This is a genomic window from Allobosea sp. AK1 (assembly GCF_006714945.1).
Classification (GTDB): Bacteria; Pseudomonadota; Alphaproteobacteria; order Rhizobiales; family Beijerinckiaceae; genus Allobosea; species Allobosea robiniae.
The window spans coordinates 3,078,178-3,098,080 of sequence record NZ_VFMG01000001.1 but is presented as its reverse complement, the minus strand read 5'-3'; the positions used below and the strand labels follow the sequence as shown (position 1 = coordinate 3,098,080).

General features: G+C 65.7%; 8 protein-coding genes. 7 read left to right on the top strand and 1 reads right to left on the bottom strand.

Going from position 1 to position 19,903, the window contains the following annotated elements:
* Positions 1–395: 395 nt before the first annotated feature.
* The 4 genes from FHT98_RS15145 to FHT98_RS15130 all read left to right on the top strand — a co-directional run bounded on the left by FHT98_RS15145 (position 396) and on the right by FHT98_RS15130 (position 15,416).
* Positions 396–9,956: a DUF5801 repeats-in-toxin domain-containing protein gene (locus FHT98_RS15145; RefSeq protein ID WP_142114540.1), complete on the top strand. Its 9,561-nt coding sequence runs from the start codon at positions 396–398 to the stop codon at positions 9,954–9,956.
* A gap of 809 nt (positions 9,957–10,765) precedes the next feature.
* Positions 10,766–12,184 carry a TolC family protein gene (locus FHT98_RS15140; protein ID WP_061966466.1) on the top strand — a complete coding sequence of 473 codons (1,419 nt, stop codon included), beginning with the start codon at positions 10,766–10,768 and terminating at the stop codon, positions 12,182–12,184.
* 72 nt (positions 12,185–12,256) lie between these two features.
* Positions 12,257–14,389, top strand: a complete 2,133-nt coding sequence (locus tag FHT98_RS15135) for a type I secretion system permease/ATPase (protein ID WP_162766206.1) — start codon at positions 12,257–12,259, stop codon at positions 14,387–14,389.
* A 274-nt stretch (positions 14,390–14,663) separates the two neighbouring features.
* Positions 14,664–15,416, top strand: coding sequence for a hypothetical protein (locus FHT98_RS15130; RefSeq protein WP_142114539.1), 753 nt, complete (start codon positions 14,664–14,666; stop codon positions 15,414–15,416).
* A 240-nt stretch (positions 15,417–15,656) separates the two neighbouring features.
* On the opposite strand, the gene FHT98_RS15125 is transcribed toward FHT98_RS15130, so the two are convergent.
* Positions 15,657–16,277, bottom strand: coding sequence for a TetR/AcrR family transcriptional regulator (locus tag FHT98_RS15125; RefSeq protein ID WP_162766204.1), 621 nt, complete (start codon positions 16,275–16,277; stop codon positions 15,657–15,659).
* Positions 16,278–16,478: 201 nt separating this feature from the next.
* Between FHT98_RS15125 and FHT98_RS15120 the strand changes: the two genes are divergently transcribed.
* The 3 genes from FHT98_RS15120 to FHT98_RS15110 are packed head-to-tail and all read left to right on the top strand — an operon-like array spanning position 16,479 to position 19,750.
* Entirely contained in the window at positions 16,479–16,937 is a 459-nt protein-coding gene (locus FHT98_RS15120) for a (2Fe-2S)-binding protein (protein WP_142114538.1), read from the top strand.
* A 3-nt stretch (positions 16,938–16,940) separates the two neighbouring features.
* The gene (locus FHT98_RS15115) at positions 16,941–19,121 is read left to right on the top strand and encodes a xanthine dehydrogenase family protein molybdopterin-binding subunit (protein ID WP_142114537.1); all 2,181 of its coding nucleotides are present in this window, start codon (positions 16,941–16,943) and stop codon (positions 19,119–19,121) included.
* On the top strand, positions 19,121–19,750 hold the full coding sequence (locus tag FHT98_RS15110; protein WP_349236271.1) for an Isoquinoline 1-oxidoreductase subunit: 630 nt from the start codon (positions 19,121–19,123) through the stop codon (positions 19,748–19,750). Before FHT98_RS15115 ends, FHT98_RS15110 begins: the two co-directional genes overlap by 1 nt.
* Positions 19,751–19,903: the final 153 nt, after the last annotated feature.

The window sequence follows — 19,903 nt, the reverse complement described above, 5'->3', positions numbered from 1 at the left end:
CGGAAGCGGCGCTCTCAAGTGGATCCGACAGCGCCCGTCCGGACGAAATCGGGCGTGCCGCTCTCTCCTTCAACACCGGCTCGCTGCCGGTATCCGGTGTCCATTTTGCTCCCGATCTTGGTTCGTTGCAGACGGAGATAAACGGCCTTCCGGGCGCGGATATCGTTTGGGTTCGACTGTCGGATACCGCCATCGTCGGCCGGGTCGGAGGCGTCGATACCGTCCTGCTCCAGATCGAGCCTGTTTCCGGGCAGGCAACTGGAACGGCGGAGATCGTTATTACAGCCACTTTGCTGGGACCGCTGCCGCATGCACCGGGCGGTGGGCTTCAGACGGTTGATCTTGGCTCGATTAACGTCGTCGTCCAGACGGGGGCTGGGACTGCCCAGGGCAGCGTGCAGATCGCTGTGACGGACGACGGCCCGTCGATCGCGGCGGTGGCCGGCAATGCGCCGGCGCTGACGGTCGACGAGACCACGCTGGGGAGCGATGCGACGGCGAGCTTCGCCGGCGCCTTCACGCCGAGCTTCGGCGCCGACGGCCAGGGCACGGTGACCTATGCGCTGGGCGTCAATGCCGGTGCGAGCGGCCTCGTCGACACCGCGACCGGCCAGGCCGTGGTGCTGGTGATGAACGGCACGACGGTCGAGGGCCGCGCCGGGGCCGGCGGTCCGGTGGTGTTCACCGTGACGGTCGCCGCCAATGGCGACGTGACGCTCGACCAGCAGCGCGCCGTGGTCCATCCGACCGCGAACCCGAACGAGCCGGCGACCCTGTCGGCCGCCAGCCTGGTGACGCTGACCGCGACCATCACCGACAAGGACGGCGACAGCAACGCCGCCACGCTCGACATCGGCGGCAATCTCAGCTTCCTCGACGACGGCCCGTCGATCGCGGCGGTGGCCGGCAATGCGCCGGCGCTGACGGTCGACGAGACGACGCTCGGGAGCGATGCGACGGCGAGCTTCGCCGGCGCCTTCACGCCAAGCTTCGGCGCCGACGGCCAGGGCACGGTGACCTATGCGCTGGGCGTCAATGCCGGTGCGAGCGGCCTCGTCGACACCGCGACCGGCCAGGCCGTGGTGCTGGTGATGAACGGCACGACGGTCGAGGGCCGCGCCGGGGCCGGCGGTCCGGTGGTGTTCACCGTGACGGTCGCCGCCAATGGCGACGTGACGCTCGACCAGCAGCGCGCCGTGGTCCATCCGACCGCGAACCCGAACGAGCCGGCGACCCTGTCGGTCGCCAGCCTGGTGACGCTGACCGCGACCATCACCGACAAGGACGGCGACAGCAACGCCGCCACGCTCGATATCGGCGGCAATCTCAGCTTCCTCGACGACGGCCCGTCGATCGCGGCGGTGGCCGGCAACGCGCCGGCGCTGACGGTCGACGAGACGACGCTGGGGAGCGATGCGACGGCGAGCTTCGCCGGCGCCTTCACGCCAAGCTTCGGCGCCGACGGCCAGGGCACGGTGACCTATGCGCTGGGCGTCAATGCCGGCGCGAGCGGCCTCGTCGACACCGCGACCGGCCAGGCCGTGGTGCTGGTGATGAACGGCACGACGGTCGAGGGCCGCGCCGGGGCCGGCGGTCCGGTGGTGTTCACCGTGACGGTCGCCGCCAATGGCGACGTGACGCTCGACCAGCAGCGCGCCGTGGTCCATCCGACCGCGAACCCGAACGAGCCGGCGACCCTGTCGGCCGCCAGCCTGGTGACGCTGACCGCGACCATCACCGACAAGGACGGCGACAGCAACGCCGCCACGCTCGATATCGGCGGCAATCTCAGCTTCCTCGACGACGGCCCGTCGATCGCGGCGGTGGCCGGCAATGCGCCGGCGCTGACGGTCGACGAGACCACGCTCGGGAGCGATGCGACGGCGAGCTTCGCCGGCGCCTTCACGCCGGGCTTCGGCGCCGACGGCCAGGGCACGGTGACCTATGCGCTGGGCGTCAATGCCGGTGCGAGCGGCCTCGTCGACACCGCGACCGGCCAGGCCGTGGTGCTGGTGATGAACGGCACGACGGTCGAGGGCCGCGCCGGGGCCGGCGGTCCGGTGGTGTTCACCGTGACGGTCGCCGCCAATGGCGACGTGACGCTCGACCAGCAGCGCGCCGTGGTCCATCCGACCGCGAACCCGAACGAGCCGGCGACCCTGTCGGTCGCCAGCCTGGTGACGCTGACCGCGACCATCACCGACAAGGACGGCGACAGCAACGCCGCCACGCTCGATATCGGCGGCAATCTCAGCTTCCTCGACGACGGCCCGTCGATCGCGGCGGTGGCCGGCAACGCGCCGGCGCTGACGGTCGACGAGACCACGCTCGGGAGCGATGCGACGGCGAGCTTCGCCGGCGCCTTCACGCCAAGCTTCGGCGCCGACGGCCAGGGCACGGTGACCTATGCGCTGGGCGTCAATGCCGGTGCGAGCGGCCTCGTCGACACCGCGACCGGCCAGGCCGTGGTGCTGGTGATGAACGGCACGACGGTCGAGGGCCGCGCCGGGGCCGGCGGTCCGGTGGTGTTCACCGTGACGGTCGCCGCCAATGGCGACGTGACGCTCGACCAGCAGCGCGCCGTGGTCCATCCGACCGCGAACCCGAACGAGCCGGCGACCCTGTCGGCCGCCAGCCTGGTGACGCTGACCGCGACCATCACCGACAAGGACGGCGACAGCAACGCCGCCACGCTCGACATCGGCGGCAATCTCAGCTTCCTCGACGACGGCCCGTCGATCGCGGCGGTGGCCGGCAATGCGCCGGCGCTGACGGTCGACGAGACGACGCTCGGGAGCGATGCGACGGCGAGCTTCGCCGGCGCCTTCACGCCAAGCTTCGGCGCCGACGGCCAGGGCACGGTGACCTATGCGCTGGGCGTCAATGCCGGTGCGAGCGGCCTCGTCGACACCGCGACCGGCCAGGCCGTGGTGCTGGTGATGAACGGCACGACGGTCGAGGGCCGCGCCGGGGCCGGCGGTCCGGTGGTGTTCACCGTGACGGTCGCCGCCAATGGCGACGTGACGCTCGACCAGCAGCGCGCCGTGGTCCATCCGACCGCGAACCCGAACGAGCCGGCGACCCTGTCGGCCGCCAGCCTGGTGACGCTGACCGCGACCATCACCGACAAGGACGGCGACAGCAACGCCGCCACGCTCGATATCGGCGGCAATCTCAGCTTCCTCGACGACGGCCCGTCGATCGCGGCGGTGGCCGGCAACGCGCCGGCGCTGACGGTCGACGAGACGACGCTGGGGAGCGATGCGACGGCGAGCTTCGCCGGCGCCTTCACGCCGGGCTTCGGCGCCGACGGCCAGGGCACGGTGACCTATGCGCTGGGCGTCAATGCCGGCGCGAGCGGCCTCGTCGACACCGCGACCGGCCAGGCCGTGGTGCTGGTGATGAACGGCACGACGGTCGAGGGCCGCGCCGGGGCCGGCGGTCCGGTGGTGTTCACCGTGACGGTCGCCGCCAATGGCGACGTGACGCTCGACCAGCAGCGCGCCGTGGTCCATCCGACCGCGAACCCGAACGAGCCGGCGACCCTGTCGGCCGCCAGCCTGGTGACGCTGACCGCGACCATCACCGACAAGGACGGCGACAGCAACGCCGCCACGCTCGATATCGGCGGCAATCTCAGCTTCCTCGACGACGGCCCGTCGATCGCGGCGGTGGCCGGCAACGCGCCGGCGCTGACGGTCGACGAGACCACGCTGGGGAGCGATGCGACGGCGAGCTTCGCCGGCGCCTTCACGCCGGGCTTCGGCGCCGACGGCCAGGGCACGGTGACCTATGCGCTGGGCGTCAATGCCGGTGCGAGCGGCCTCGTCGACACCGCGACCGGCCAGGCCGTGGTGCTGGTGATGAACGGCACGACGGTCGAGGGCCGCGCCGGGGCCGGCGGTCCGGTGGTGTTCACCGTGACGGTCGCCGCCAATGGCGACGTGACGCTCGACCAGCAGCGCGCCGTGGTCCATCCGACCGCGAACCCGAACGAGCCGGCGACCCTGTCGGCCGCCAGCCTGGTGACGCTGACCGCGACCATCACCGACAAGGACGGCGACAGCAACGCCGCCACGCTCGATATCGGCGGCAATCTCAGCTTCCTCGACGACGGCCCGTCGATCGCGGCGGTGGCCGGCAACGCGCCGGCGCTGACGGTCGACGAGACCACGCTGGGGAGCGATGCGACGGCGAGCTTCGCCGGCGCCTTCACGCCGGGCTTCGGCGCCGACGGCCAGGGCACGGTGACCTATGCGCTGGGCGTCAATGCCGGTGCGAGCGGCCTCGTCGACACCGCGACCGGCCAGGCCGTGGTGCTGGTGATGAACGGCACGACGGTCGAGGGCCGCGCCGGGGCCGGCGGTCCGGTGGTGTTCACCGTGACGGTCGCCGCCAATGGCGACGTGACGCTCGACCAGCAGCGCGCCGTGGTCCATCCGACCGCGAACCCGAACGAGCCGGCGACCCTGTCGGCCGCCAGCCTGGTGACGCTGACCGCGACCATCACCGACAAGGACGGCGACAGCAACGCCGCCACGCTCGATATCGGCGGCAATCTCAGCTTCCTCGACGACGGCCCGTCGATCGCGGCGGTGGCCGGCAACGCGCCGGCGCTGACGGTCGACGAGACCACGCTGGGGAGCGATGCGACGGCGAGCTTCGCCGGCGCCTTCACGCCGGGCTTCGGCGCCGACGGCCAGGGCACGGTGACCTATGCGCTGGGCGTCAATGCCGGCGCGAGCGGCCTCGTCGACACCGCGACCGGCCAGGCCGTGGTGCTGGTGATGAACGGCACGACGGTCGAGGGCCGCGCCGGGGCCGGCGGTCCGGTGGTGTTCACCGTGACGGTCGCCGCCAATGGCGACGTGACGCTCGACCAGCAGCGCGCCGTGGTCCATCCGACCGCGAACCCGAACGAGCCGGCGACCCTGTCGGCCGCCAGCCTGGTGACGCTGACCGCGACCATCACCGACAAGGACGGCGACAGCAACGCCGCCACGCTCGACATCGGCGGCAATCTCAGCTTCCTCGACGACGGCCCGTCGATCGCGGCGGTGGCCGGCAATGCGCCGGCGCTGACGGTCGACGAGACGACGCTGGGGAGCGATGCGACGGCGAGCTTCGCCGGCGCCTTCACGCCGAGCTTCGGCGCCGACGGCCAGGGCACGGTGACCTATGCGCTGGGCGTCAATGCCGGCGCGAGCGGCCTCGTCGACACCGCGACCGGCCAGGCCGTGGTGCTGGTGATGAACGGCACGACGGTCGAGGGCCGCGCCGGGGCCGGCGGTCCGGTGGTGTTCACCGTGACGGTCGCCGCCAATGGCGACGTGACGCTCGACCAGCAGCGCGCCGTGGTCCATCCGACCGCGAACCCGAACGAGCCGGCGACCCTGTCGGCCGCCAGCCTGGTGACGCTGACCGCGACCATCACCGACAAGGACGGCGACAGCAACGCCGCCACGCTCGATATCGGCGGCAATCTCAGCTTCCTCGACGACGGCCCGTCGATCGCGGCGGTGGCCGGCAATGCGCCGGCGCTGACGGTCGACGAGACGACGCTCGGGAGCGATGCGACGGCGAGCTTCGCCGGCGCCTTCACGCCGAGCTTCGGCGCCGACGGCCAGGGCACGGTGACCTATGCGCTGGGCGTCAATGCCGGCGCGAGCGGCCTCGTCGACACCGCGACCGGCCAGGCCGTGGTGCTGGTGATGAACGGCACGACGGTCGAGGGCCGCGCCGGGGCCGGCGGTCCGGTGGTGTTCACCGTGACGGTCGCCGCCAATGGCGACGTGACGCTCGACCAGCAGCGCGCCGTGGTCCATCCGACCGCGAACCCGAACGAGCCGGCGACCCTGTCGGCCGCCAGCCTGGTGACGCTGACCGCGACCATCACCGACAAGGACGGCGACAGCAACGCCGCCACGCTCGATATCGGCGGCAATCTCAGCTTCCTCGACGACGGCCCGTCGATCGCGGCGGTGGCCGGCAACGCGCCGGCGCTGACGGTCGACGAGACGACGCTGGGGAGCGATGCGACGGCGAGCTTCGCCGGCGCCTTCACGCCGGGCTTCGGCGCCGACGGCCAGGGCACGGTGACCTATGCGCTGGGCGTCAATGCCGGTGCGAGCGGCCTCGTCGACACCGCGACCGGCCAGGCCGTGGTGCTGGTGATGAACGGCACGACGGTCGAGGGCCGCGCCGGGGCCGGCGGTCCGGTGGTGTTCACCGTGACGGTCGCCGCCAATGGCGACGTGACGCTCGACCAGCAGCGCGCCGTGGTCCATCCGACCGCGAACCCGAACGAGCCGGCGACCCTGTCGGCCGCCAGCCTGGTGACGCTGACCGCGACCATCACCGACAAGGACGGCGACAGCAACGCCGCCACGCTCGACATCGGCGGCAATCTCAGCTTCCTCGACGACGGCCCGTCGATCGCGGCGGTGGCCGGCAATGCGCCGGCGCTGACGGTCGACGAGACCACGCTGGGGAGCGATGCGACGGCGAGCTTCGCCGGCGCCTTCACGCCGAGCTTCGGCGCCGACGGCCAGGGCACGGTGACCTATGCGCTGGGCGTCAATGCCGGTGCGAGCGGCCTCGTCGACACCGCGACCGGCCAGGCCGTGGTGCTGGTGATGAACGGCACGACGGTCGAGGGCCGCGCCGGGGCCGGCGGTCCGGTGGTGTTCACCGTGACGGTCGCCGCCAATGGCGACGTGACGCTCGACCAGCAGCGCGCCGTGGTCCATCCGACCGCGAACCCGAACGAGCCGGCGACCCTGTCGGCCGCCAGCCTGGTGACGCTGACCGCGACCATCACCGACAAGGACGGCGACAGCAACGCCGCCACGCTCGACATCGGCGGCAATCTCAGCTTCCTCGACGACGGCCCGTCGATCGCGGCGGTGGCCGGCAATGCGCCGGCGCTGACGGTCGACGAGACCACGCTGGGGAGCGATGCGACGGCGAGCTTCGCCGGCGCCTTCACGCCGAGCTTCGGCGCCGACGGCCAGGGCACGGTGACCTATGCGCTGGGCGTCAATGCCGGTGCGAGCGGCCTCGTCGACACCGCGACCGGCCAGGCCGTGGTGCTGGTGATGAACGGCACGACGGTCGAGGGCCGCGCCGGGGCCGGCGGTCCGGTGGTGTTCACCGTGACGGTCGCCGCCAATGGCGACGTGACGCTCGACCAGCAGCGCGCCGTGGTCCATCCGACCGCGAACCCGAACGAGCCGGCGACCCTGTCGGCCGCCAGCCTGGTGACGCTGACCGCGACCATCACCGACAAGGACGGCGACAGCAACGCCGCCACGCTCGACATCGGCGGCAATCTCAGCTTCCTCGACGACGGCCCGTCGATCGCGGCGGTGGCCGGCAATGCGCCGGCGCTGACGGTCGACGAGACGACGCTCGGGAGCGATGCGACGGCGAGCTTCGCCGGCGCCTTCACGCCAAGCTTCGGCGCCGACGGCCAGGGCACGGTGACCTATGCGCTGGGCGTCAATGCCGGTGCGAGCGGCCTCGTCGACACCGCGACCGGCCAGGCCGTGGTGCTGGTGATGAACGGCACGACGGTCGAGGGCCGCGCCGGGGCCGGCGGTCCGGTGGTGTTCACCGTGACGGTCGCCGCCAATGGCGACGTGACGCTCGACCAGCAGCGCGCCGTGGTCCATCCGACCGCGAACCCGAACGAGCCGGCGACCCTGTCGGTCGCCAGCCTGGTGACGCTGACCGCGACCATCACCGACAAGGACGGCGACAGCAACGCCGCCACGCTCGATATCGGCGGCAATCTCAGCTTCCTCGACGACGGCCCGTCGATCGCGGCGGTGGCCGGCAACGCGCCGGCGCTGACGGTCGACGAGACGACGCTGGGGAGCGATGCGACGGCGAGCTTCGCCGGCGCCTTCACGCCAAGCTTCGGCGCCGACGGCCAGGGCACGGTGACCTATGCGCTGGGCGTCAATGCCGGCGCGAGCGGCCTCGTCGACACCGCGACCGGCCAGGCCGTGGTGCTGGTGATGAACGGCACGACGGTCGAGGGCCGCGCCGGGGCCGGCGGTCCGGTGGTGTTCACCGTGACGGTCGCCGCCAATGGCGACGTGACGCTCGACCAGCAGCGCGCCGTGGTCCATCCGACCGCGAACCCGAACGAGCCGGCGACCCTGTCGGCCGCCAGCCTGGTGACGCTGACCGCGACCATCACCGACAAGGACGGCGACAGCAACGCCGCCACGCTCGATATCGGCGGCAATCTCAGCTTCCTCGACGACGGCCCGTCTGCGCCGACGCCTACGTATGCGCTCCTACAAAATGGTATCAATCATTCGGGCACATTCGACCTCGACCAGGATCACACCTTGGCCAACAATTACGGCACCGATGGCGGCACAGTGACATTTGCCGTGGCAGAAGGCGCCGACAGCGGGCTGAAATCAAGTGGAGCAGCGATCTACTACCATCTGTCGAATGGTGGCCATACGCTGATCGGTTACACGAACAGTGACGGGACGCTCTCCTACTCCGCAGGCGATACAGCCGTCTTCACCATTACGCTTGATCCAGCAACGGCGCACTATTCAGTGGCCATGAACGGAACGGTCGACAGTCTCACTTCGGTCAATTTCAGCGGCAATGGTTACGCATTCGTCGGCGGCAATAAGGCTTGGACGGGCTTCGTCCCGACGGGAGACTCGGTCTCCGGTCCCAAAGACAACAACAGCTCCGATCTTCTGCTGACGGGAATAGGCGGCACCGTCAACACCAGCGCAAATAGCGGCGGCATTGGCGATGGAGCTTCCGTTGGATCAGGAGAAACCTTCCGCGTTGATTTCGTTCAAGATTTGCGCAACGGAGTGGGCGGAGGGTACCTCTTCGATCAGCACTATACGACGAATAACACGACGGCGACGTTTACCGCGACAAATGGATCAAAGATTCTGATCTCCGCATATGATGATCACGACACAAACACTAACCTTGTTGGCGAAACAAACCCCGCCGACAGATCGATAGATACAATTTCGCAGGTCATCGTCGCATATGGCAACGATTCTTGGATTTTCACATCAAGCGGAAGTCATGTTATTGGAGGGCATTCTTACACCGTTACATTTAATGCGGATGGAAACGGAAGCGTTTCAGTCGACGGCATTTACGGCACGAGCGGCAACCAAGCCGTAGGAACAAATGTCGCCATCTCAACTGCGAGTGGATTCAACAGTGTTGAGTACCAATATCTGAGCGGAGGCACATTTAAGATTGGCGAGTTCGGATCCGCCGTTCCGTCATCGGCCCCAGTCAGCTTCAACGTCCCCATCCAAGTCGTTGACGGAGACGGTGACGCCGCCAGCGCCGCCCTTGGAATAACCCTGACCTCTAGCGGGATACAGGACCATTCTCTAGACGGCTCTGGCGCTTCTCACATCTATACAGCTAGCGCCGCGCTGGGCGAGAGTATCGTCGGCTCCGATTACAACGACACCCTGAACGGCGACGCAGCAGCAAACGTCCTCTTCGGCGGACTCGGCAACGACACGCTGATCGGCAATGACGGTAACGACGTGTTGATTGGCGGGGTCGGCACCAATACGCTGACTGGCGGGGCTGGAGCGGATACGTTCGTGATCGATCCGTCGCATCTGACTGTTTCTGCCTCGGACCTGATCACCGACTATAGTGGGAAGGGCGGCCAAAGCGACGTGATCGATTTAAGCACATTGCTGGCGTCGCTGGGCGCCAATGCCCCCACGACTGCAGCGCAAGTCGATGCGGTGGTCAATGTCGTCGCAGTCGCTGGCGGCGGCGCCTCTCTTCAGGTTAATGATCACGGAACTTCCGCAGGCGGAACCTTCGTCGAGGTTGCTCACTTCTCGACAACGCCCGCTTCTGGCTCTGTTCAAATTCTCTATGATGACTCAAACACTCATGCCAAGCTGACAACAACCGTCACCTAATCTTATCGTCGAACTCGAGCCGCATGGCACGCGGCTCGAATTTACTCTCAAATTCTTGTCGACGCAGAGGCGACAGCCGATTCGCCTCTGCCGGTATTCCTCTTTTTTCACCGGTTGCCATTTTACAACACCTACCCTTAAGCTGCAGCTACCCCGCAAAACGTTACGGCAACGTCTTCTCATCCTCCGTCGGTCGATGTTATTTAGAACGGAACAAAACAATGAGCGCGCGGAGTATGCCAATGCGCCTTCCCTTTTTAGTCTGCGCGCTGCCCATGCTACTCCTTCCGCCCCTTGGGGCCCACGCAGCTGACCTGATCAAAGCTCCTCCAACCCGAGGCCTGCCAGCCATCTGCCAGGCCCAAGGCCATTCTGCATTGGCGCGAGAGCAGGATTTCTCTGTGATTCAGAGAGAGATTGACGCACGCTATGCTGAAGCGCGAGCGGTTTCCGTAGCGATATCGACCGAGGCCAGCCGTTCAGAGCGGATCACCTGGGCTTACGCCTCCCGCACGGCCTGCGGCATTGCATCAGGGATGCTGTCGTATCGCGAGCTAGATCCCGATCGGCTTTGGAATTGTGAATGTTACCATGCGCGGATGCGCGCAACCATGAGTCGGTAGCGCAAAGTCATCATCCGTTCAGGATAGCGCGCTAAATATCCGTTTCATGTATGACGTTAGACATTGCATGAACGATTCTCGTATTCTCTCTCACCCATAGTCAAGGGCCGTGGGTTATAGATCTCGAATAGATCACCGGGGGGCGTTGAAGTGAGTTTGAACAGGCGAGGCCCTGCATCGCGAGCGATGCTGCTGAGCGTAGTTATCGGCGCGTTTCCGATTTCAGCTGCGACGCGTGCTTCTGCGCTCACATTGCGCGAAGCCATCGCAACCACGATTGATTCAAATCCGCAGATCGGGGCCGCGATCGAGAATCGCGAGGCAATCGAGTTCGAGCTGCGTCAGGCTCGCGGGCTTTATATGCCGCGCGTCGATGCCGAAACCTCGATTGGAGCCCGCGATCTCGATCGCCGAGGCAGCGCCATCGATAACCTGACGGGCGCGCGCGCCAAGACGGGCTATTCTCCGGTCGAGATCGGCATCGTTGGAACATGGCGACTTTTTGACGGCTTCACCACCGATGCTGAGGTCGAACGGCAGGCGTCGCGCGTAGATGGTGCCTCGCATCGGGTACTGGAGCGTTCAGAGTTTTTGGCGCTTGAGGTTGCGCGCGAGTATTTCGATATCCTGCTACAAGAGCGTCTCGTCGGACTTGCTTCACAGAACGTGGGCTACCTGCAGGATACGGCACAACGTATCCGCGGCAATGTCAGCAACGGCTCTCTCACCGATGCGGATTTGAGACAAGGCGAAGAGCGAGTGATCGCAGCTCGCGCGCGGGTAATCGAAGCCAAACAAGCTCTTAACGAAGCCAAGGTGCGCCTACAACGGCTTGTGGGCAAGCCGTTTGTCAGGGGTGCGCTACCGCCTTCGATGGCCGCCAGACTGCCCAAATCGGTCGAAAGCGGGCTTGTTCTCGCAGTGCGGAACAACCCTCGCATTCACATCGCTACCGCCGATATCGATGCGGCCCACGCTCTTGTGAAGAAGGCACGCGGCAAGATGCTGCCGGAGATCTTCCTCGAGGGCAGAGCGCGCGCCGGTCGGGATATCGACGGCGTACAGGGGCGCACGAACGACCTGCAGGCACGCGCCGTCATGCGCATGAATCTCTACAATGGCGGCATTGACCAAGCCGCAATCCAGGAGCAGACGCGACGTGTTGCGGAAGCTCAGCACAATCGGGACCAGATTCTGCGCGAAGTGCGCGAAGCCGTGAAACTCTCGTTTGAACGGCGACAGCGGCAGAGTGAGCTGTCAGGCGTCCTCGGTCAGCAGGCCGGCGTTGGCGATCGGCTTGTGACAGCCTATTCTGAACAGTTCCAGGTCGGGCGCCGTTCGCTTCTCGATCTGCTGGACGCACAGAACACGCGCTACAATGCAAAAGTCCTGCACGAGACCGCCCAGATGGCTGCGCGTTTCTCCGAGTATCGTATCCTGGCTTCGACTGGCCAGTTAGTATCGGCTTTCGGGTTACGCGCACCGAAACAGGCTGAGACCTATGCTCGCACCGAGGCTGGTGTCCCGCCGACCGCCGATGCAGAGACATTGCCACGCTATTCGCCGAACAAGGGACGGCTGACCGTTCCTCCTCCGGCGCTTTAAGTCTTGGCCGAGAGGCAGATTGCCATGCACGGCACATCAGTGCCACTCGAGGGAGGTGCGCAAGCGCCTCCCTTGTCGATTTCAGATCTCAGTGAAAATAGCGACCCTCTGCTGCTATGCCTTGTGCAGTTGGCGACGCTTTTCGAGCGCCCAACTGCAGTCTCGATTTTGACCGCTGGGCTGCCCGTCAGCGAGGATGGGCTTTCTCTAGAGCATTTTATCCGCGCAGCCGAGAGAGTTGGGCTACGCGCTGATTGGGTGCGGTTTGACGCTGGCGCGCCGGTGGAAACCGATTTTCCGGCTGTGGCCTGGGTGCAGGAAGGAGCACCAGTTCTCCTGCGCTCTTTAACCCCGGATCGTAGGCATGCCGAGATCTACGCGCCGAGACAGCACATCACCTCAACGGTCCCCGTCGAGGCGCTGAAAGGTATCGATGGAGGCGACATTCTACGATTTTCGCCGAACCTGACGGCGACCGACCCCGCCGGTGAAGAAACTCTCGATGTCGACAAGAATTGGCTTTGGGCCGCCATTCGCCCCCATTGGCGCAGCTATTTCGAGGCTTTCTTCGCATCTGCTTTCGTGAATTTGCTGGCTCTCGTCGGCCCGCTCTTCACCATGAACGTTTATGATCGCGTCTTGCCCAACAAGGCGATCTCGACCTTGTGGGTTCTGGCCATTGGAGCAGCGACGGCACTGATCTTCGACGTGCTCCTGCGCTCTGCGCGAGCGTTCCTCGTCGATCACATGGCACGGCAGCTCGACATCCGCATTTCGAGCCTGCTGATCGAGAGGATCATGAACACGACCCTCCAGGCCAACACGCCGACCACCGGCATCACGGTCCAACGAATCTCGGAATATGAATTCCTGCGCGAGTTCATTGGGTCCAATACCGTCATCTATTTCGTCGATTTCGTTTTTGCCTTCATTTTTTTAGGCGTCATCTTAGCAATTAGCCCATATCTGGCGCTGTTTCCCGTCTTCGCGATCGCCTCTCTCGTCCTGCTCGGCTTCGTGGTGCAGCGCCTGATCGCGGCGGAAATCGGAAAGGCTGATCAATCAAGCTCGCATCGGCAATCTTTAATGGTCGAAATCGTCGCCGGCTTGGAGACTATCAAGGCTGTTCGGGCAGAAGGCATTTTCCTGCGGCGCTGGCGCGATATCACCACCGTTGCAACGAACACGACGCACCGAATCAAGAACTATGCGGCATTCGCCGCGAACCTGTCCTACCTTCTTCAGAACATCGTGACGGTCGTCACCATCGTGGTGGGCGCCTACCTTTTTGATCTTGGGATGATTACGACTGGCGGCATCATCGCCTCTGCCATGCTTGGCAGCCGCGCTATTGCGCCCCTCGCTCAGATCGCGCTGATGCTGTCGCGCGTGCGCCAGGCAGTCAGTGCCTATCACAGCCTCGATGCCATTATGAAGCTGCCTGATGAACGTAGCGACAAACGTATGCTGGTGTCGCGCGTCATCGAGCGTGGTGATATCGAATTTCGAGCTGCCAATTTTACGTATGCCGGGCAAGTTCGTCCGGTTTTGAACGGAATCAATATTAAGATTCACCCTGGCGAACGGGTTGCCATTCTTGGGCGCATTGGCGCGGGTAAGACCACAGTAGGCCGGCTCCTAGGACGTCTCTACGAAGTCGATTCTGGAGAGCTGCTGATCGATGGTGTCGACATTCGTCAGTACCACCCGCAGGAAATTCGATCTGCGATCAGCGTCGTGACGCATGATACGCACGTTTTCAACGGCAGTGTCCGGCAGAATTTACGCCTGTCCAATCCTAATGCCTCCGACGCAGAGCTTTTGGAGGTCGCGAGACTGTCTGGCCTGGCGGATTTCGTTCAAGCGCATCCAGCAGGTTTCGAACGGCAAGTCGGCGAGCGCGGACAGCAGCTCTCCAGCGGGCAAAGGCAAATTCTCGGACTGGCTCGGGCGCTGCTCTCGCCGGGTCGGATCATCTTTCTCGATGATCCGACAAGCTCCATGGATACCGCTACAGAGCGACAGTTCGTGACGCGTTTCAAAGAAGGATTGCGTCCCGACCAAACACTGATCGTGACGACGCATCGCAACGCGGTTCTCGCCTTGGTCTCACGCGTGATTGTCGTTGACGGTGGACGCGTGGTTGCGGATGGTCCTGTGGAGAAGATTTTGCGATTACTCAACGAGAAGGCTGGTGGCGTCTGATCGCTCACCTCAAACTGTGCCATGCTGCGGATTGCGTGCCGCCAGATGCAGGGATGTGGACGGTGATGTGATGTCACGACTCGCCAAGGCCAAACCTGGGTCAGCTTGGTCCGGCCGCTGGCGGCGTGCTGCGTTATTCGCGGTATTGTGGATAGCATTTGGTCAGGCAGGGTCAGCCTTCGCCCAAGGTCGAGCTGACGTAGGTAAAAGCACGACTGCCTCTCCTCCCGCCTGTCACGTTCTTAATATGATAGAATGGGATCTCTCGGAGGCCTTGAAGAAATGCGGCGATGCCGCGAGTTTATTCAAATCAGAATTGTTTCATTCCCGACAAATGGGCAATCTCTTCACAGCTGGCACACGGTCCGACGGACTTTTAACTCTCTTCGGACAAGGGCGCTTTGGGACTAAATTTTCACTGAACGTAGACGAACCTTATCTCACGCAGGACAAGAATGTAGATCGCGCCTTTGCAAGGACCAAGCAACCGGTTCTAGGCGGAACCGTTCGCGGCGGGTTGATTGAAGACAACACCGACGACCTCGGTCAGCCCACCGTCAAGGGCGGCAAGGTAGCCTGGTCGGCCACTCCCTCCACACCTGGCATTGACGACCGGGCTTCTGGCGTGATCGGGATACTTACAATCAATGAGAGCGCGGTCTCTCTGAGCCTTTCCCTAGCGCCCACGGAGGCCGGTAAGGGCTTGGCGATGACAGTCAAACTTGCCGGCGAAAGCGGTGCAGAGTTTGGAATTCCACGCACGCGCCGGACCGGTGAACGCTCGGGAGAGCCGCTTGACATGGTCGGGCGCAACCCAACCGACGGCGAGCTCCTGTTTGTTCCTTCCGCGGATACGCAGGCTGTGAAGAATATTGTATCCGCTCTGCTCCGGAGCCAATGGATTGATGTGCCCGTGAGGCCTCAGGGGGGAACTTCATATACCTTAACGATGGAGTTGGCGCGCCCCGGACACGAGTTGATCTCGCGCGCATTTGAAAACTGGAACTTACTGAAGGAAACGCGTTAGACAGCGAGGCTTGCCTTTCTGCCGATTACAAAGCGGTTTTATCCTGAATGGCGCGCCATTTGGCTGGAGGTCCACCCCTTCCGGCCCGTCATCGTCGACCCCGCGCCGGCGGATTCGGCTAGCGCGCTGGACGTCGATGACGGCCGCCCTGTTCTCGCCGCACGGCGCGGCCCAGATTTCCTTGCCGTTCCTGGTGAAAGACGGCGGGACCTGTGGACCAGGCTCCGCAACCATTCGCACCTATGGTGCAAGAGCTGCAGCGAAGACCGACGCGATCGCCTCGAGCCTGCGTGCATAGTCCTCGGCGCCCGGTGCGGTGCCGAGCTTCGCTCCTGCGGCGGCAAAGAGCAGGCTGGCAACCCAATCCTCGGCGCTGGCCGAGAGACGCGACAAGGCAATCTCTCCGCGTTGTTCGGCCTGCAAGAGCAGGTCACGGGCAAACGTCGTGAAGATCCGTTCGAAAGCCTGCAATTGGCGCGTCGCGATGGTGTTCATCACCGCCTTCAGCTCGACGAGATGCTCGCCGGTGCCGAAACTGGCATAGGCCTGCCCGTGATGGGCCTGGAGCAGTGCAGCGAGCCGCTCCGGAAACGGCCCCTGCGCTGCGACCACCTCACGGCAACGTGCTTCGACGCGGCGCCCGAGCAGGTCCAGCATGGCCCGGAAGACGTCGTCCTTGCCCTTGAAATGCAGGTAGAGCGTCGCCTTGGCGAGCCCGGCCTCCCTGGCGATGTCGTCCATCGAGCTGCGCTTGTAGCCATAGCGGGCAAACAGCCGCAGCGCCGCATCGGCGATCTGGTCGACGCGGGCATGGGCATCGTCGACGGGGAGCGGGCTGGAACTTTCGCTTTTGTTCGGCATTGCGGCGTCAGTAGTCTTGACAAAATCCAAACTGCGCGCGACCATCCTCATTAGACTCAAATCGTCTAAATAGTCCAGTCGCGCGACCCAGGGCTACGGATCCATCGCCCGCCATCTGGTATGTCAGATCGGGCCATCGAGGGCGAGCCCTCGATCCGCACCATGGTGCCGCGCTGCGTCTTGCCAGCATCGGAGGCAACCATGGTCTCTCTCAAGGTCAACGGGACGGCGCATACCGTCGATGTCGACGACGACACGCCCCTGCTCTGGGTCATCCGCGACAATCTCGGCCTGACCGGCACCAAGTTCGGCTGCGGCGTCGCCCAATGCGGCGCCTGCACCGTCTTCATCGACGGCCAGCCCCTGCGCTCCTGCGTGACACCGGCCTCTGCTGTCGGCACCAGCGAGATCACCACGATCGAGGGCCTCGCTGGCAAGGAGGCGGATGCCGTCCAGGCCGCCTGGACCGCGCGCGACGTGCCGCAATGCGGCTATTGCCAATCCGGCCAGGTGATGAGCGCCATCGCCCTGCTCAAGGAAAACAGGAAGCCGAGCGACCGCGATATCGACCTCGCGATGAACGGCAATATCTGCCGCTGCGCCACTTATGTCCGTATCCGCGCCGCGATCCATGACGCGGCCCGCGCGCTGGAGATCTGAGCCATGACCGCGCATGACCCCAAGCTTTCCCGCCGCTCGCTGCTGGCCGGCGCCGGAGCCCTCGTCATCGGTTTCCATCTGCCGCGCGGCGCCAAGGCCCAGTCCGGCGCCGGCGCAGCCTATCGGCCGGGCGGCAACGCCACCTTCGCGCCGAACGCCTTCATCCGCGTCGCGCCCGATTCCACCGTGACCGTGCTGATCAAGCATATCGAAATGGGGCAAGGCCCGTTCACCGGCCTCGCCACGCTCGCGGCCGAAGAGATGGACGCGGCCTGGAGCCAGATGCGCGCCGAGCATGCGCCTGCCGACGTCAAGCTCTATGCCAATCTCGCCTTCGGCGTGCAGGGCACCGGCGGCTCGACCGCCATCGCCAATAGCTGGGAGCAGATGCGCAAGGCGGGCGCCGCGGCGCGCATGATGCTGGTGCAGGCCGCGGCCGATAGCTGGAAGGTTCCGACCGGCGAGATCAAGGTCGAGGAGGGCGTGATCAGCCACGCCTCCGGCCGCAAGGGATCGTTCGGCGAATTCGCTGAAGCCGCCGCCAAGCTGTCGGTCCCCGAGAACCCGCCCCTGAAGCCGGCCTCGGCCTATAAGTTCATCGGCAAGGAAGGCGCGGTGAAGCGCCTCGACAGCGCCGACAAGTCGCGCGGCAAGGCGCAGTTCACCATCGACATCCACGCGCCCGGCATGCTGACGGTCGTCGTCGCCCGCTCGCCGCGCTTCGGCGGCAAGGTCGCGAGCTTCGATGCGGCGGAAGCGCTTAAGGTCAAGGGCGTCGTCGATGTGAAGTCGATCGGCTACGGCGTTGCGGTCTATGCCAACGGCATGTGGCCGGCGCTGAAGGGGCGCGAGGCGCTGAAGGTGACCTGGGACGACAGCGCCGCCGAGAAACGCGGCAGCCCGGAACTCATCGCCGAGTACCGCAAGCTCACCCGTCAGCCGGGCACCGTCGCCGGCAGCCATGGCGATGCCGAGGCCGCGCTGGCCAAGGCGGAGCGTGTGATCGAGGCGGAGTTCGTCTTCCCCTATCTCGCGCATGCCCCGATGGAGCCGCTCGACGGTTATATCGAATGGGACGGCGAGAGGGCCCATGCCCGCTTCGGCAGCCAGTTTCAGACCACCGAGCACCAGACCATCGCCGGCGTCCTCGGGCTGCCGCCGGAGAAGGTGACGCTGGAGACGATGCTCGCCGGCGGCAGCTTCGGCCGGCGCGCGCAGGTCAGCCAGCATCTGGCGGCCGAACTCGCCACGGTCGCCAAGACGATCGGCCCGAACCGCCCGGTCAAGGTGGTCTGGACCCGCGAGGATGATCTCACCGGCGGCTATTACCGCCCGCTCTTCGTCCATCGTTTCCGCGGCGCGGTGAAGGACGGCAGGATCGCGGCATGGTCGAGCACGCTCGTCGGCCAATCCTTCTTCCTCGGCACGCCGATGGAGCCGATGGTCGTGAAGAACGGCATCGATGCGACCTCGGTCGAGGGCGCCAACGAGATCTTCTACGAAGTCCCGGATTTCCGCTGCGAGGTGCATAATCCCAAGGTCGGCGTGCCGACCCTGTGGTGGCGTTCGGTCGGCCACACCCATACCGGCTATGCCGTCGAGTGCTTCGTCGACGAATTGCTCCAGGCGGCCGGGCAGGATGCGGTCCAGGGCCGGCTTGCCTTGATGGGCGACAGGCATCCGCGCGCAGCCGGCGTGCTCAAGGCCGTCGCCGAACTCGCGGGCTGGAAGGGGCCGGGACCGGTCGACGGCCGTGCCCGCGGTGTCGCCGTGGTCGAGAGCTTCGGTTCCTTCGTCGCCCAGATCGCGGAGGTCTCGATGGGGCCGGAGGGCGAGCCGAAGGTGCACAAGGTCTGGTGCGCGGTCGATTGCGGCGTCGCCGTCAATCCCGACATCATCCGGGCGCAGGTCGAGGGCGGCATCGGCTTCGGCCTCGGCCACGCCCTCTACGGCCAGATCACGCTCGACGGCGGCCGGCCGGTCCAGACCAATTTCCACGAATACCGCTCGTTGCGCATCCACGAGATGCCGGAGGTCGAGGTGGCGATCATCGCCTCGACCGAAAAGCCGAGCGGCATCGGCGAACCCGGCGTGCCGCCGATCGGCCCCGCCGTCGCCAATGCGCTCGCCGCGCTCGGCCATGGCCGGCCGCGACAGCTGCCGATGCAGGGAGGCTCGGTCTGATGAGCCGCAACCTGATCCTCGCCGCAGGCGCGGCGCTCGCGGTTTGCCTCGGTGGCAGCGCCCTGACCTTGGCGCAGAATGCCGGGCAGGCCCAATCCGGCAGCGCGGTCTTGCGCCCGGCGTCGAGCTTCGCCTCGATCGCCAATCAGCACGACCGCTCGGTCGCACTGTTCAACGAGATGGGCAAGGTGCTCACCCATCCGCGCTGCATGAACTGCCACCCCGCGACGGAGCGGCCGCGCCAGGGCGATCTGCGCAAGCTTCACGAACCCGTCGTCGTGCGTGGCAAGGACGGCCACGGCGCGACCGGCCTGCCATGTGCAACCTGTCACGGCAAACAGAACTTCGATCCGGCAGGCGTTCCGGGCGATGGGCACTGGGCGCTCGCTCCGGCCTCGATGGCCTGGGAAGGCAAGACGATCGGCCAGATCTGCGAGCAGTTGAAGGACCAGAACCGCAACGGCAGCCGCGACGCCGCGGCGCTGATCAAGCACGTCACCACCGACACCCTCGTGCTCTGGGGCTGGAATCCCGGCAAGGGTCGCACACCCGCTCCCGGCACGGCGGCCGAATTCGGTGCTCTGATGCAGGCCTGGGCCGATAGCGGCGCGGCCTGTCCGGCACCGTAGCGGGCACAACGCAGCCCGCCCCCTGCAGACGCAACCTGGCCGGCGTCGCCCGGCCAGGAGCGCATTCGCCCCTTCAACGCGACCGTCCACGCGACGGCCGTTTCGTCATGCGGACAGGCAAACTGGGATGGCACGATTCCTGATTGAGTGATC

Excerpts from the sequence above, each read along its gene's own strand:
- FHT98_RS15140 (WP_061966466.1), top strand. The coding sequence starts at position 10,766 with ATGCTGCTGAGCGTAGTTATCGGCGCGTTTCCGATTTCAGCTGCGACG.
- FHT98_RS15125 (WP_162766204.1), bottom strand. The coding sequence starts at position 16,277 with ATGCCGAACAAAAGCGAAAGTTCCAGCCCGCTCCCCGTCGACGATGCC.
- FHT98_RS15120 (WP_142114538.1), top strand. The coding sequence starts at position 16,479 with ATGGTCTCTCTCAAGGTCAACGGGACGGCGCATACCGTCGATGTCGAC.
- FHT98_RS15115 (WP_142114537.1), top strand. The coding sequence starts at position 16,941 with ATGACCGCGCATGACCCCAAGCTTTCCCGCCGCTCGCTGCTGGCCGGC.
- FHT98_RS15110 (WP_349236271.1), top strand. The coding sequence starts at position 19,121 with ATGAGCCGCAACCTGATCCTCGCCGCAGGCGCGGCGCTCGCGGTTTGC.